The organism is Pseudomonas sp. HS-18 (assembly GCF_020401845.1).
GTDB classification, from domain to species: Bacteria; Pseudomonadota; Gammaproteobacteria; order Pseudomonadales; family Pseudomonadaceae; genus Pseudomonas; species Pseudomonas nitroreducens.
The window spans coordinates 2,429,520-2,441,975 of sequence record NZ_CP084413.1 but is presented as its reverse complement, the minus strand read 5'-3'; the positions used below and the strand labels follow the sequence as shown (position 1 = coordinate 2,441,975).

General features: G+C 62.4%; 16 protein-coding genes. 7 read left to right on the top strand and 9 right to left on the bottom strand.

The features are described from left to right. The first annotated feature begins 10 nt into the window (after positions 1-10). Positions 11-355, top strand: coding sequence for a hypothetical protein (locus tag LDJ84_RS11475; RefSeq protein ID WP_024765700.1), 345 nt, complete (start codon positions 11-13; stop codon positions 353-355). Between the two features lie 179 nt (positions 356-534). On the opposite strand, the gene cysB is transcribed toward LDJ84_RS11475, so the two are convergent. The 5 genes from cysB to LDJ84_RS11450 form a co-directional block, all read right to left on the bottom strand. After that, complete coding sequence (gene cysB, locus LDJ84_RS11470) at positions 535-1,509, bottom strand: HTH-type transcriptional regulator CysB (protein WP_024765699.1); 975 nt, start codon at positions 1,507-1,509, stop codon at positions 535-537. 167 nt (positions 1,510-1,676) lie between these two features. Next, the gene (locus LDJ84_RS11465) at positions 1,677-2,162 is read right to left on the bottom strand and encodes a universal stress protein (protein WP_038803683.1); all 486 of its coding nucleotides are present in this window, start codon (positions 2,160-2,162) and stop codon (positions 1,677-1,679) included. A gap of 96 nt (positions 2,163-2,258) precedes the next feature. Then, positions 2,259-3,170, bottom strand: coding sequence for a 5'-nucleotidase (locus LDJ84_RS11460; RefSeq protein WP_065084144.1), 912 nt, complete (start codon positions 3,168-3,170; stop codon positions 2,259-2,261). Positions 3,171-3,187: 17 nt separating this feature from the next. Next, positions 3,188-4,135, bottom strand: a complete 948-nt coding sequence (locus LDJ84_RS11455) for a putative 2-dehydropantoate 2-reductase (RefSeq protein WP_226046335.1) — start codon at positions 4,133-4,135, stop codon at positions 3,188-3,190. Continuing rightward, positions 4,135-4,521 (bottom strand): thioredoxin, encoded by a 387-nt coding sequence (locus LDJ84_RS11450; protein WP_226046334.1) that lies wholly within the window; start codon positions 4,519-4,521, stop codon positions 4,135-4,137. The genes LDJ84_RS11455 and LDJ84_RS11450 overlap by 1 nt, the downstream gene beginning before the upstream one ends. On the opposite strand from LDJ84_RS11450, the gene LDJ84_RS11445 reads away from it, so the two are divergent. Together LDJ84_RS11445 and LDJ84_RS11440 are read left to right on the top strand one after the other, a co-directional pair. Continuing rightward, positions 4,520-4,939 carry a PilZ domain-containing protein gene (locus LDJ84_RS11445; protein ID WP_024765464.1) on the top strand — a complete coding sequence of 140 codons (420 nt, stop codon included), beginning with the start codon at positions 4,520-4,522 and terminating at the stop codon, positions 4,937-4,939. The two genes, LDJ84_RS11450 and LDJ84_RS11445, sit on opposite strands and share 2 nt — an antisense overlap. A gap of 180 nt (positions 4,940-5,119) precedes the next feature. Next, positions 5,120-6,196, top strand: coding sequence for a 3-deoxy-7-phosphoheptulonate synthase (locus tag LDJ84_RS11440; protein WP_024765463.1), 1,077 nt, complete (start codon positions 5,120-5,122; stop codon positions 6,194-6,196). Between the two features lie 228 nt (positions 6,197-6,424). Here LDJ84_RS11440 and LDJ84_RS11435 read toward each other — a convergent pair whose 3' ends face one another. Both LDJ84_RS11435 and LDJ84_RS11430 read right to left on the bottom strand, forming a co-directional pair. After that, complete coding sequence (locus tag LDJ84_RS11435) at positions 6,425-6,709, bottom strand: GNAT family N-acetyltransferase (protein ID WP_024765462.1); 285 nt, start codon at positions 6,707-6,709, stop codon at positions 6,425-6,427. Between the two features lie 22 nt (positions 6,710-6,731). Then, positions 6,732-8,006, bottom strand: a complete 1,275-nt coding sequence (locus tag LDJ84_RS11430) for a hypothetical protein (protein ID WP_170859573.1) — start codon at positions 8,004-8,006, stop codon at positions 6,732-6,734. 237 nt (positions 8,007-8,243) lie between these two features. Between LDJ84_RS11430 and LDJ84_RS11425 the strand changes: the two genes are divergently transcribed. Together LDJ84_RS11425 and LDJ84_RS11420 are read left to right on the top strand one after the other, a co-directional pair. Beyond that, positions 8,244-8,933 carry a crotonase/enoyl-CoA hydratase family protein gene (locus tag LDJ84_RS11425; protein ID WP_038803681.1) on the top strand — a complete coding sequence of 230 codons (690 nt, stop codon included), beginning with the start codon at positions 8,244-8,246 and terminating at the stop codon, positions 8,931-8,933. Positions 8,934-9,090: 157 nt separating this feature from the next. Beyond that, a complete protein-coding gene (locus tag LDJ84_RS11420) occupies positions 9,091-9,282 on the top strand; it encodes a hypothetical protein (protein ID WP_024765460.1) in 192 nt (63 codons plus the stop codon). Between the two features lie 106 nt (positions 9,283-9,388). On the opposite strand, the gene LDJ84_RS11415 is transcribed toward LDJ84_RS11420, so the two are convergent. Then, complete coding sequence (locus tag LDJ84_RS11415; protein ID WP_084359124.1) at positions 9,389-9,892, bottom strand: macro domain-containing protein; 504 nt, start codon at positions 9,890-9,892, stop codon at positions 9,389-9,391. A gap of 284 nt (positions 9,893-10,176) precedes the next feature. Between LDJ84_RS11415 and LDJ84_RS11410 the strand changes: the two genes are divergently transcribed. Together LDJ84_RS11410 and LDJ84_RS11405 are read left to right on the top strand one after the other, a co-directional pair. Then, positions 10,177-10,398, top strand: a complete 222-nt coding sequence (locus LDJ84_RS11410; protein ID WP_037010437.1) for a hypothetical protein — start codon at positions 10,177-10,179, stop codon at positions 10,396-10,398. A gap of 92 nt (positions 10,399-10,490) precedes the next feature. After that, positions 10,491-11,462, top strand: a complete 972-nt coding sequence (locus LDJ84_RS11405) for a magnesium and cobalt transport protein CorA (protein WP_017516914.1) — start codon at positions 10,491-10,493, stop codon at positions 11,460-11,462. 193 nt (positions 11,463-11,655) lie between these two features. Here LDJ84_RS11405 and LDJ84_RS11400 read toward each other — a convergent pair whose 3' ends face one another. Then, positions 11,656-12,408 (bottom strand): amidotransferase, encoded by a 753-nt coding sequence (locus LDJ84_RS11400; RefSeq protein ID WP_024765457.1) that lies wholly within the window; start codon positions 12,406-12,408, stop codon positions 11,656-11,658. Between the last annotated feature and the right edge of the window lie 48 nt (positions 12,409-12,456).

Sequence of the window (12,456 nt, the reverse complement as noted above, 5' to 3'; positions counted from 1 at the left end):
AGTCGATCCCATGCGTATCACCCTGGTGAAAAAGGTCCTGGCCGATGGCCAGGACTGCCGCAAGTGCCGCGAAGTCCACGAACGCCTGGTCAAGGGTGGCTACCTGAGCCGCATCGACCGCACCCTGGTCGCCGACGAGCGCAACCCCGCCAGCACCGGCTGGCTGGTTGCCGCACAGTACGGCGTGGACACCGCACCGTTCTTCGTGGTTCGTCACGATGACGGCCGCGAGGTGGTCTACACGGTGTTCATGAGCTTCCTCCACGAGGTGCTCGAAGGCCGTGGAGAGCTACCGCTGGACTCACGCGAGGCCCTCGCTGAACTGGCGCGGCGCGACGATCTGGATCGCCTGTAAACCTCAGCCTTGGCGCTTTCTTGATGGGCCAGTTCTGCCCGCCCCTGAGACACAAGGAAGCTTCCCCATGGCCGACGGTTCGGATCGCACGCGCCCGAGCATTCCCGATACTGCGCTAGCGCATAGGCTGATATGAAAAAGCCCGGCAGATGCCGGGCTTCTCGCTGCTATGAACGCAATCAGTAGACCGGTAGCTCGATACCGTCGAACAGCTCATCCAGCTCGGTCTTGTTATGGCACTGCACGGCCTTGGCCAGCAGGTCGCGGGTCAGGTGGGGGGCGAACTTCTCGATGAAGTCGCACATGAAACCGCGCAGGAAGGTGCCGCGACGGAAGCCGATCTTGGTCACGCTGGATTCGAACAGGTGGCTGGCGTCGAGCATCACCAGATCGCTATCCAGCTTCGGATCGACTGCCATGTGCGCGACGATGCCGACGCCCAGGCCCAAGCGCACGTAAGTCTTGATCACGTCGGCGTCGGCCGCGGTGAACACCACCTTGGGCACCAGGCCGCGCTGGTTGAAGGCCTCGTCCAGCTTGGAGCGGCCGGTAAAGCCGAACACGTAGGTGACGATGGGCTGCTCGGCCAGCAGCTCCAGGGTCAGCTTCGGCACCTTGGTCAGCGGGTGGCCCTGGGGCACGATCACGCATCGGTTCCAGCGATAGCAGGGCATCATGATCAGGTCACCGAACAGCTCCAGGGCCTCGGTGGCGATGGCGAAGTCGACGGTGCCGTCGGCGGCCATCTCGGCGATCTGCATGGGCGTGCCCTGGTGCATGTGCAGGGAGACGTCCGGATATTGCTTGATGAAACCACTGATCACGCCAGGCAGCGCATACCGCGCCTGGGTGTGCGTGGTAGCGATGGACAGGGTGCCCTTCTTCTCGTTGGAGAACTCCTGGGCTATCTGCTTGATGCTTTCGACCTTGCGCAGGATCTCGCCGGCCGTGGTGATGATGCGCTCACCGGCCGGGGTAACGCGGGTCAAGTGCTTGCCGCTGCGGGCGAAGACTTCGACACCCAGCTCGTCTTCCAGCAGGCGGATCTGCTTGCTGATGCCGGGCTGGGAGGTGTAGAGGCTTTGGGCGGTAGCGGAGACGTTCAGATCGTGGTGCGCGACTTCCCAGATATAGCGCAGTTGCTGAAGCTTCATGGACTTTCCTCGAAATGAATGTCGCGACCCGCGATCAGGGGCTTGTCGTTTTATAACCATATTAATGGTTTAAGGAATAAAACTAGACGTTTTTTTTTGCCCTGCATGCCATTCGTCTAAAGCCCTACACAAATTCCGGGCTTGCCCGACGTATCGTCACAAAGCGCTCAACGGTGCTGCAGCATCGGTACCAGGTAGACCGGCACCTCGGCCAGTTGCACGAGTCGCCCGGCGGTGCGCCCCAGTGGCGTGTTCAGCCCCTCCCCGTGGCTGTGGCTGCCGGCGACTATGATGTCGACGCCCAGGCGCTTGGCTTCATCGAGAATCACCATCGGCGCATCCCCCTGCACCACGCGCACCGAGCGGATCAGTTCGGCATCCTGGCGCGCTTCCCCCAACTCGTCGCGGAACCCCTCCATCACCCGCTGCTCGATGCTGCCCATGACGTTGGCCAGGCCATGGGTGCGCATCTCGTTCAGCGTGCCTTCGTCCAGATAGGTCTGCAGGACGGACTCGGCGAACAGCCCCAGCGGCTCCACCGCGTGCACGACATACACCTCGGCTCCGTAGGCACGGGCCAGCGAAAGTGCGTGCTGAAGGACATAGGGGGCGTAGAGACCGAGGTCAGTGGCGTAAAGAATCGATCGGATCATGCGGCCTCCTCGACTGCCTGCGCGGCGGGGCCTATCCAGCAGCGTAGCAGGAGAACGCGAATCGCTCCGATAAGGCCGGATGTCGCGGCCCAGCGGCTATCCGGCGACCTGCTTCTCGTTGCTCACACCATGGGGGACATGGCCGGTGGCTACCACTTCCCGGGCCTTCTCGCAGTGCATCGGCTGGTCGTCGAAGAACACGTCCGCGGCGAAGGCTTCGAGGAAAGCGGCCTTGTCCAGACCACCAAGGAACAGCGATTCGTCCAGGCGGATATCCCACTCGCGCAACGTGCGGATCACCCGCTCGTGGGCCGGGGCGGACCGCGCAGTGACAAGAGCCGTGCGGATCGGGCAGGACTCCTGCGGGAAGGCCTGCTGCACACGGTTCAGCGCCGCCAGAAAGGGCTTGAACGGCCCTCCGCCCAGCGGCTCGCGGGCGGACTCGCGCTCGTGGGTCTGGAAGGCTTCAAGCCCGCCCTGCTGGTAGACGCGTTCGGAGTCGTCGGAGAACAGCACGGCATCGCCGTCGAAGGCGAAACGCAGCTCGCCATTGGCCTCCCGGCGTGTGCCGCCGGAGAGGATGGTTGCCGCGGCGAAGCCGGCATCCAATGCGTTGCGCACGTCCTCGATGTGGGTCGAGAGGAACAGGTGGCAGTTGAACGCCTTGAGGTACGGATAGGGGCTGCGACCGCCGACGAAGGCGGCGCGCGAGATGCCCAGGCCGTAATGCTGGATGGAGTTGAACACGCGCAGGCCGGTGTCGGCGCTGTTGCGCGAGACCAGGATGACCTCCACCGGCGCGCTGTCGGTCCCGCCATTGAGGGCCAGTAGCTTCTGCACCAGGGCAAATGCATCGCCTGGCGGCAGGACTTCGTCCTCTCGGGCGATCTGGTATTGGCGATAGGCCTCGACACCCTCGCTTTCATAGACCTGATGGCTTTCCCGCAGATCGAACAGCGCCCGCGAGGAAATAGCCACCACCAGCTTGTCGCCCAACCCTTTTGCCATGCTTCCCCCGGCGTTCGTCAGCGAGCCTGGTTGCGCGCGTCGATGAAGCGCAGCGCGCGATACAGCGCCTCGATCTTCGGCAGTTCGCACCCGGCCCGGCGTGCAGCTTCCAGTGGCGCCGCGTAGATAGCGCCCAGTTCCAGCGGTCGGCGCTGGGCGAAGTCATGGTACATGCTCGGCAGGTAGTCAGGCATGGCATCCGTGGAGCTGAGCATGGCGCCAACAATGCCCGGAGGCAGCGAATGCCCGCTGGCGGCGGCGCCGGCGATGACTTCTTCCATCAGCTCGGCGACCAGGGCGCGGCTGTCAGGGTTGTCCATGATCGCCCGCGTGCCGCTGTCGAGCAGCACGGAGAGGCCGTTGTAGGGGATGTTCCAGACCAGCTTCTGCCAGCGCGCCTGCTCCAGGTTGGGCATGGCGTTGGAGTCCAGGCCCGCGCTGCGAAACAGTGCGGCGCCCTCCTCCACTATCGCCTGGCGCGCCTCGGCCTCGTCGGCAGGGCCGGAGTGATAGCCGATGTTGACGCCGCCGAAGGCCTGGTGCTCGATCACACCCGGCTCGGCGCGATGCACGCAGATGAAGCACAGTCCACCCAGCAGATGGATGTGCTCGGGCAACAGAGCCCGCAATTCGTCTTCCACGGCGAGGCCGTTCTGCAGCAGCAGGACCTTCGCACCCTGTGCAGCGGCCTGAATGATCAGCGGCGCGAGGTCGGCGTTACTGGTGGTCTTGGCGCCCACCAGCAGCCAATCGCAGGGCGGCATCTTCGCCACGTCGGCATAGGCATTCACTGGCGCCAGGCTCAGCGTGCCATGCACCTGGCTGTTCAGGCGCAGACCGTTCTGCGCGACAGCGGGGTATTCGCTGCGCAGCAGGAAATGCACGTCGTGGCCGGCACGGGCCAGCATCAGGCCGTAGAAACCGCCAATGGCGCCGGTTCCGATGATGCCGATTCGCAGATTCATCAAGGCAACTCCTCAGCAGGGCGCGACAGGGCATCGCGCAGGGCTTGGATCAGGGGTTCGGGGCGCAGGGGGGCATGGATAGCGCCCAGGAAGTGGCCGTCGCACACCAGGAACAGTGAAGGCAGGTGGAAAACTTCATAGCGCTCGACCAGGCCACCGCTGTGCCCGGCGTCGATCCAGCACAGGCGAGCCACCGGCAGGTGGAACTGCGGCAGAGCCTGCCGCGCCCAGCGACAGGTGGAGCAGCCTTCTCCAGTGAAAATCAGCAGCGACGCGCCCGGCAGCTCCAGCAGCCGGCGGTCGGCATCCAGGTCGGTCAGCTCCAGGGCCGGCACTATACTCAAGGTGCCACCACTATAAAGATTGCAGTCGGAGCGTTCCGTCATGCGTCAGTTCCTGCGTCACCCTTGCGATTTTCCGGTCGAGCTGGTCATCCGCAAACAGACTTTCCTGCCGCGCCAGCGGTTGCACAATATCAGCCTGGGCGGTGTCGCGTGCAATTCGCCACGGGGCTTTCGCCGCGGCACCTCCATCGAACTGCGCATCCCCCTGCTGGGCGACTCCGCCCGCTACCCCGGCATCATCGCCTGGAGCCGCAAGCAGGCCAGCGACTATCGCGTGGGCATCGCCTTCATCGACGAGGACACGCTGTTCCGGGCACGCATGGTGGAGCAGGTCTGCCAGATCGAGCAGTACCGCCGCCAGCGGGAGCGGGCCAGCGGCAACAGCCTGCCTTTCGAGGACCTGGCACTGGAGTGGATCGCGCAGAACGCCGCGGACTTCCCATTGTTTTGCGCGGTCTGATCGACGTCGCGCAGAAAGTTGCGCAAATGCCCGTGTTGCGGGCACTTTCCTGCATCGAGCCATTGTCGAGGTCACGCCTGAACGGTTAAGGTTCGGGTTCCCCTTAGCGACACATTTGCCTGCGCCCCATCGCACGGGGATTTCTGGCGGCCGGCACCCGTGACCTGATTGAGTACCACGATGGCTGATTTACAGATCGACGACCTTAACGTTGCCTCCAACGAGACACTGATCACGCCGGAGCAGCTCAAGCGCGAAATCCCCCTGACCGATGCCGCCCTGCGCACCGTCGCCAATGGCCGCCAGGTCGTCCGCGACATCCTCGACGGCAAGGACCACCGCCTGTTCGTGGTGATCGGCCCCTGCTCGATCCACGACATCAAGGCCGCCCACGAATACGCCGAGCGCCTGAAGGTGCTGGCCGCGGAAGTCTCCGACACCCTGTTCCTGGTGATGCGCGTGTACTTCGAGAAGCCGCGTACCACCGTCGGCTGGAAGGGCCTGATCAACGACCCGTACCTGGACGACTCCTTCAAGATCCAGGACGGCCTGCACATCGGCCGCCAGCTGCTGCGCGACCTCGCCGAGATGGGCCTGCCCACCGCCACCGAAGCGCTCGACCCGATCTCCCCGCAGTACCTGCAGGACCTGATCAGCTGGTCGGCCATCGGCGCGCGCACCACCGAATCCCAGACCCACCGCGAGATGGCCTCCGGCCTGTCCTCGGCGGTCGGCTTCAAGAACGGCACCGACGGCAGCCTGACCGTGGCGATCAACGCCCTGCAGTCGGTTTCCAGCCCGCACCGTTTCCTGGGTATCAATCAGGAAGGCGGCGTCTCCATCGTCACCACCAAGGGCAACGCCTACGGCCACGTGGTGCTGCGCGGCGGCAACGGCAAGCCGAACTATGACTCGGTCAGCGTCGCCCTGTGCGAGCAGGAACTGACCAAGGCGAAGATCCCGCTCAACGTGATGGTCGACTGCAGCCACGCCAATTCCAACAAGGACCCGGCCCTGCAGCCGCTGGTGATGGACAACGTCGCCAACCAGATCGCCGAAGGTAACAATTCCATCGTCGGCCTGATGGTCGAAAGCCACCTGGGCTGGGGCGCTCAGCCAATCCCGAAGGATCTGTGCCAGCTGAAATACGGCGTGTCGATCACCGACGCCTGCATCGACTGGGACACCACCGAGAAGGCAGTGCGCAGCATGCATGCCAAGCTCAAGGACGTCCTGCCCAAGCGCCAGCGCGGCTGACGCTTCGAGCGGATAGGAAGAAGCCGGGCAGATGCCCGGCTTTTTCTTTGGCAAATTCTGCACCGGTGCTTTTTGTAGGAGCGAGCCTGCTCGCGAATCGCTTGACGCTGGGTAGAAACACCGTTTGCGAGCATGCTCGCTCCTACAGAACTTCTGCCGGAAATGGAATTCCATTAGGCATAAAAAAGCCCGGCATTGGCCGGGCTTTTCATTTCTGCGCCCTGATGATCAGAGCGCAGTATCAGTGTGGCGCTGGCGGCGCTCCAGGTAGCGCTCCACATAGGAGCACGACGGGATGACGCTGTAGCCCTTGCGCTCGGCGAACTGCAGCGCGTGTTCGGTGAGGGCGGCGGCGATGCCGCGGCCGCGAAGGCTGTCCGGAACGAAAGTGCGATAGATGTCGAGCGTCTGCTTGCCCAGATCCATGTAGGCCAGATAGGCGCGATGACCATCAACAGTCGTTACGAACTGGTGGCTGGTTTCATCATGCTGGATGGACAACGACTCACTCACTTGCTCTCTCCTTCCGGGGGCCTCACAACATGACCCGCACCTGATTGATCTTGTTCAGGCGGAGGAACATTTCTGCCGAGCCGGTCCCCATCAGGACCGTGATATAGGCTCGACCGTTCTCCACCTTGTGCAGCACACCCTGGTAATAGGCACCATCGAACGTGATGAACTGCAGGCGCTTGCCGGTGTACTGGGCAAGGCTTTCAACGCTAACGAACTCATATTGCTGCGTTCTGGCCTGCGACTCAACCGTTTCTTGGGCCGAAACCATTTGATATTGGCTTTCCGGCGTGATTTTTTTCTTCAGCGGATCGACCCAGGCGAATCCCAGCGGTGTAACCGACTGCTGGTTTACTAAGACGACCGGATGCAGCATCTGAATCACATCCTTGGGCTCGAAAAATTGCAGGCCGTCCCAGGCCATACCCTCACTGGGGGTCAGCTCAACGCGCAGCGAGCGCGGGTCTTCTAGGTAACGGCCGTAAGCCTCGAGCACCGGCTTGTCCAGGGCGATACGCTGTTGGCGCAGCGCCTTGTCGAACTGTTCCAGCGAAAGCGCGGTATACGCCTTCTGGTCCACGCCCAGCTTGCCCCGGCAGAATTCGCTGACTCGGCGCTGGTACTGGTTGTCATTCATCTCGACGACGACCTGAGACACCCGCGGCGGATTCACACGCATATCGCCCGGGCGCTCGGAGACGTTCATCAGCGTCATGCTGGTGTGCATGTCCAGCATGTCGCGGGTGTCGCTACGCAGGTCGAAGGTCAGGGTCTGCGCGCCCGGCTGCAGGCGGTAGGAGAACTCGATGTCCGATTCGAGGGTGCGGTAACCCATCTGCAGCAACTCATCGACACCGATGTTGCGTACGTTGCCGCAGGCCACTTCGCTCATGGCGGTGAAGGCGCTCTTCTCCGCCGGCTGGGCGTACAGCGACTGCATGAACGGGCCATGAATCTGCAGTTCAACGCCCTTCAGGTCCACCGCCATCTGCTCCGGCAGCTTGCCCTCGCCCAGGCGCTCCTTGAAGCTGAGCAGTTCGCGCAGGCCATTGAACTTCAACTGTGCATGGGAAACCTTCAGGCTGTCACCGGCCATTGGCACCCTGATCACCACGTTCTGCAGCCCCACCCGACCGTCGAAGGACGAGGAAATGCCACCGTAGGAGATCTCCATGAATGGCGAAACACGAGCGATTGCGTCGTTCACCACACTGCGCACAGAGAGCCAGAGCGACGCCTTGATGATCAAGGCAATCGCAACGATAGCAAAAAGAGACCACTTGAGAATCTTCGACATGGAAGGCACATCCTGGATTGTGCGAGAGCGGGGCGCAGGGATAGTGGCAGCTTAACAGCACACCCTCGACCTCTCTATGAGAGCTGCGAGAATTTGCGTGCACAGCGCACAGATATCGCCCGAATTTAGTGGCCGCTGGATGACCCACCAGTCAGTCAAAACGCTTTACGCTCCAGGTCCGCCTCAGTATGTTCTGGCCCACTTCAACCCACGGACTCCAACCCAGGACTCTCTGCCATGAGTGAGCTGATCAGCTACCAATTCGAAGACGGCATCGCCACCCTGACCCTGAACAACGGCAAGGTGAACGCCATCTCTCCCGCGGTCATCGAAGCCTTCAACCAGGCCCTGGACCAGGCGGAGAAGGACCGCGCCATCGTCATCGTCACCGGCCAGCCCGGCATCCTCTCCGGCGGCTATGACCTCAAGGTGATGACCTCCGGGCCTGAAAACGCCGTGAATCTGGTCGCTGCCGGTTCGACCCTGGCGCGCCGCATGCTTTCCCACCCTTTCCCCATCATCGTCGCCTGCACCGGTCACGCGGTAGCGAAAGGCGCGTTCATTCTGCTCTCGGCGGACTACCGCATCGGCGTGGATGGTCCGTTCCAGATCGGCCTGAACGAAGTGGCCATCGGCATGACCATGCACCACGTCGGCATTGAGCTGGCCCGTGATCGCCTGCGCCGCTCCGCCTTCACCCGCTCGGTGGTGAATGCCGAGATGTTCAACCCGCGTGACGCCGTGGATGCCGGCTTCCTCGACAAGGTGGTGCCGGCCGAACAGCTCCAGGCCGCCGCCCTGGAAGCCGCACAGCACCTGAAGAAGCTGAACATGACTGCCCACCGCAATACCAAGCTGAAGGTGCGCAAGCAGTTGTTGGAAACCCTCGACAAGTCCATCGAGCTGGACAAGAACCACCTGGCCTGATCGCCCGAGAACGCAAAGCCCGGCCTGTGCCGGGCTTTTTCATGCCCAAATTATTACCCAAAAAGCAACACTGATTAATCCTGTTTGCTATTTTTCAAAAATTATTACGCATTAATCTATAGATGAACCCAAGCAAAACCAACCGGAGGTGTTCATCATGAAACTCAACATCATCGCCGCCAGCGTCCTGGCCGCCGCTACTGCCTTTGCCGCTCAAGCCAGCTTCGCCGAAGAGTCCCCGCTGATGCAGGACCGCATGGTTCACATGACCCAGGCCGCCATCCAGCAGCAACAGTCCGAGCAGTCTGCCAGCAAGGTGAATGTCGAAGCCGCTGCCAAGCAGGGCTAAGACCTTTACGCCCCTCCAGCCGCCTGCAGCAGGTGACGTCATGCAGTCGAGCCCGAAGCCGAAAGCCCGGCCTGAAGCCGGGCTTTTCAGAGTCGATGACGCAGTCTCAGGGCCTTTCGGCGGCCTCGACTCCCCGGCGGTAGGTCTCGTAGACCCACACAGTGGCGGCCAGGTCTCCCAGGTAACGCTCCACCAGCGGCTTGACTTCCTTCCACTCCAACCCGCCAACCCCTGTTGCCAGACAGGGCAGAGCCACGCTTTCGATGCGCTCGCTCTGCAGGTATTTGGCCAAATCCTTCAGGCAATGGCTGACATTCTCCAGTGTCGCTCCGGCTGGCTTTGCGCCGCGCCCCTCGCCCTGCATGCCCTGGGTGAGCAGGTTGACGATGCAGCGGGTGGAGCCATCGGCGTCCACGCCCGACCAGATCCAGATCGCACCCGGTTTGGGCGCATTCGAGTGCGACGCATGACGGTAGTCGCGAACCATCGACGGCCAGCGCTCGCGCAAGTCCAGCGCCAGGCCGCTGTCGAAATGGTCCTGCGGCGCAATGCCGTGCGCGATGACCTGGGCCTTGCTCAGCAGAATGTCGCCTTCAACGTATCGAATCATGGGGAGTTCCTTGCGTCCGGGGTGTCCGTGGCAGCTTCGCGCCACCACCTGATATCCAAGCTACGCCCGGTAGCCTCCCCCTCCTTGACGAGGGTCAAGCAGCCATGAAGACCGCCAGAGTCCCGGAAACATCCGACGAGGTCCCGCCACCCGCAGCCTTGCGCCTGGCCGTTGCACCACCATCTATCAATTCGCCTGATACCGGGAACCAACCATCATCGTTATTCAATCGAAATAACCAAAGCGACACTGGGCCATCCCATCCCGGAACCCGAGTCGCCAGCATGAACCGCCAAGCCCACCGCTATGCCCGCAACGGCGCCCTCGCTGCCCTGGGGCTCTACACCATCGTGATCCTGGTGGTCACGGCGCTCACTGCCGGCTTCGACGGCGCCCGCCGTGCTCCAGTGGACAATGTCGACCGCAACGGGCTCTTCGAGCGATTCAACCAGGCGGTGCCCGTCGCGCTGCAAGGTATCCAGGCCGCCCTCACTCCCCACTCCTGACTGCACGTCACTGGCGCGTCTCGCCAGGCTGGCCAACACTCAAATCCTGCAGAACGATTCCCGACCGATCCGATAGCAGCGTGGGTTTCAGCATGGGCCGAGTCATCGCTTCCGCCGTCTACAGCAAGGGCCGCAAGGTTTCCGACATCCCGCTTGAGGACGGCTATCGCTGGGCTTGCCAGCCCGATCACTTCGTCTGGACCGGCCTGCAGGAGCCAACGCCGGAAGAAATGTTCAACCTGCAACGGCAGTTCAATCTCCACGAACTGGCTGTCTCCGACGCCCTGGAAAAGCATAGCCGGCCGAAGCTGGAAACCTTCGGCGATGCGCTGTTCATCGTCATCTATTCGCCGATCCGCGCCGATAGCCGGCTGATGTTCGTCGAAACCCACCTGTTTGCCGGCATCGGCTACATCATCAGTGCACGCCATGGTTTCTCCCAGTCCTATGCCCAGGTCAGGCAACGCTGCGAAGCCCGGCCGCTGCTGCTGGCCCATGGCACCGACTTCGTGCTCTACGCCCTGCTGGATTTCGTGATGAGCAACTACGAACCGGTGGTGGAGGCCATACGCGAGGAGATCGAGGAAGTGGAGCAACAAGTGCTGCGCAAGTCACTGACCCAGGAGCAGATCGAGAAAATCTACGGCCTGCGCCGCGAGGTACTCAAGCTCAAGCACTACGCCGCGCCCATGGTGGAAATCTGCCAGGAACTGCAGCGCCTGGACTTCCCCTTCATCGACAAGCAGATGCGCCCCTACTTCCGCGACGTGGCGATCCACGTGAACCGCCTGCTGGAAGACCTCACTACCCTGCGCGATGTCGCCAGCCAGACCATCGAGGTCGGGCTGGCGCTGGAGTCTTCACGGCAGAGCGTGGTGCAGCGCAAATTCGCTGCCTGGGCGGCCATCCTCGCCTTCCCCACCGCCGTGGCCGGTATCTACGGGATGAACTTCGAATACATCCCGGAACTGCATTGGCACTACGGCTACTTCCTGATCATGGGGCTGCTGGCGCTGGGCTGCGTCGGGCTATACATCAGCTTCAAGCAGGCGGATTGGCTATAGAGACCATTGGCGGCCATTCGGCGACGCGGAACGTAAGATGGCGTGGAACGCAGCGATACTCATCGAATGGTACGCATCGGCCTGCATGGGTGTCGCTGCGCTCCACCCATCCTACAAAAACTGTTCAGCCTGACATCTGCGCAAACGAAAACGCCGCTCATCTGAGCGGCGTTTTCAGTCAGCACGGCAGAAATCAGGCCGCGCTTTTCTTCTCGGCTCTTTTCTTCTCGTCGCTGCCCTGCTGGACGAAGCGCATCATCCACTCACCCACCGCCGTCCCCTGGTGCGGGCGCGCAAGGCTATCGATACCGGACTGGAACACCGGCTCGCTGAAGATGTGCTTGCGCAGTTCCAGGATCGCCTGGGAATAGTCGCTCTGGAACTCCGGGTGGCCCTGGAAGCACAGCACCTGATCACCGATGGCGTAGGCAGCATTCGGGCAGAAATCGCTGGAAGCGATGCGGCGCGCGCCGTGGGGTAGCTCGGTGACCTGGTCCTGGTGGCTGACCAGCAGGGTCAGGCCATCACCCAGCGACGGGCTCATCCACTCCGGCTGCTCCTCGATGCGGTAGTCGTGGATACCCACGCCCCAGCCCTGGCTGGCACGCTCGGTCTTGCCGCCCAGCACCAGCGCCAGCAACTGGTGGCCAAAGCACACGCCCAGCAGCTTGTCGCCGCGCTGGTAGAGCTTGAGCACGTAGTCCTTGAGGGTCTGGATCCAGGGATCAGTGCCGAAGGAGTCCGCCTTGCTGCCAGTCACCAGGTACGCATCGAACTTCTCATCATCGGGCGGGTAATGCCCTTCCACCACGTTGTAGACCTTGAACTCGGCCGGAACGGGTTGCTTGGCGAACAGTTGCTGGAACATCCAGCCATAGCCCTTGTACTGATCGATGAGTTCGGGGCGGAGGATGTCGGTTTCCAGAATGCAGATGTGCAACGACATGCAGGGGTGATTCCTGGGGGGTTGGCGGCTGATAAGAGTGGTTATCCT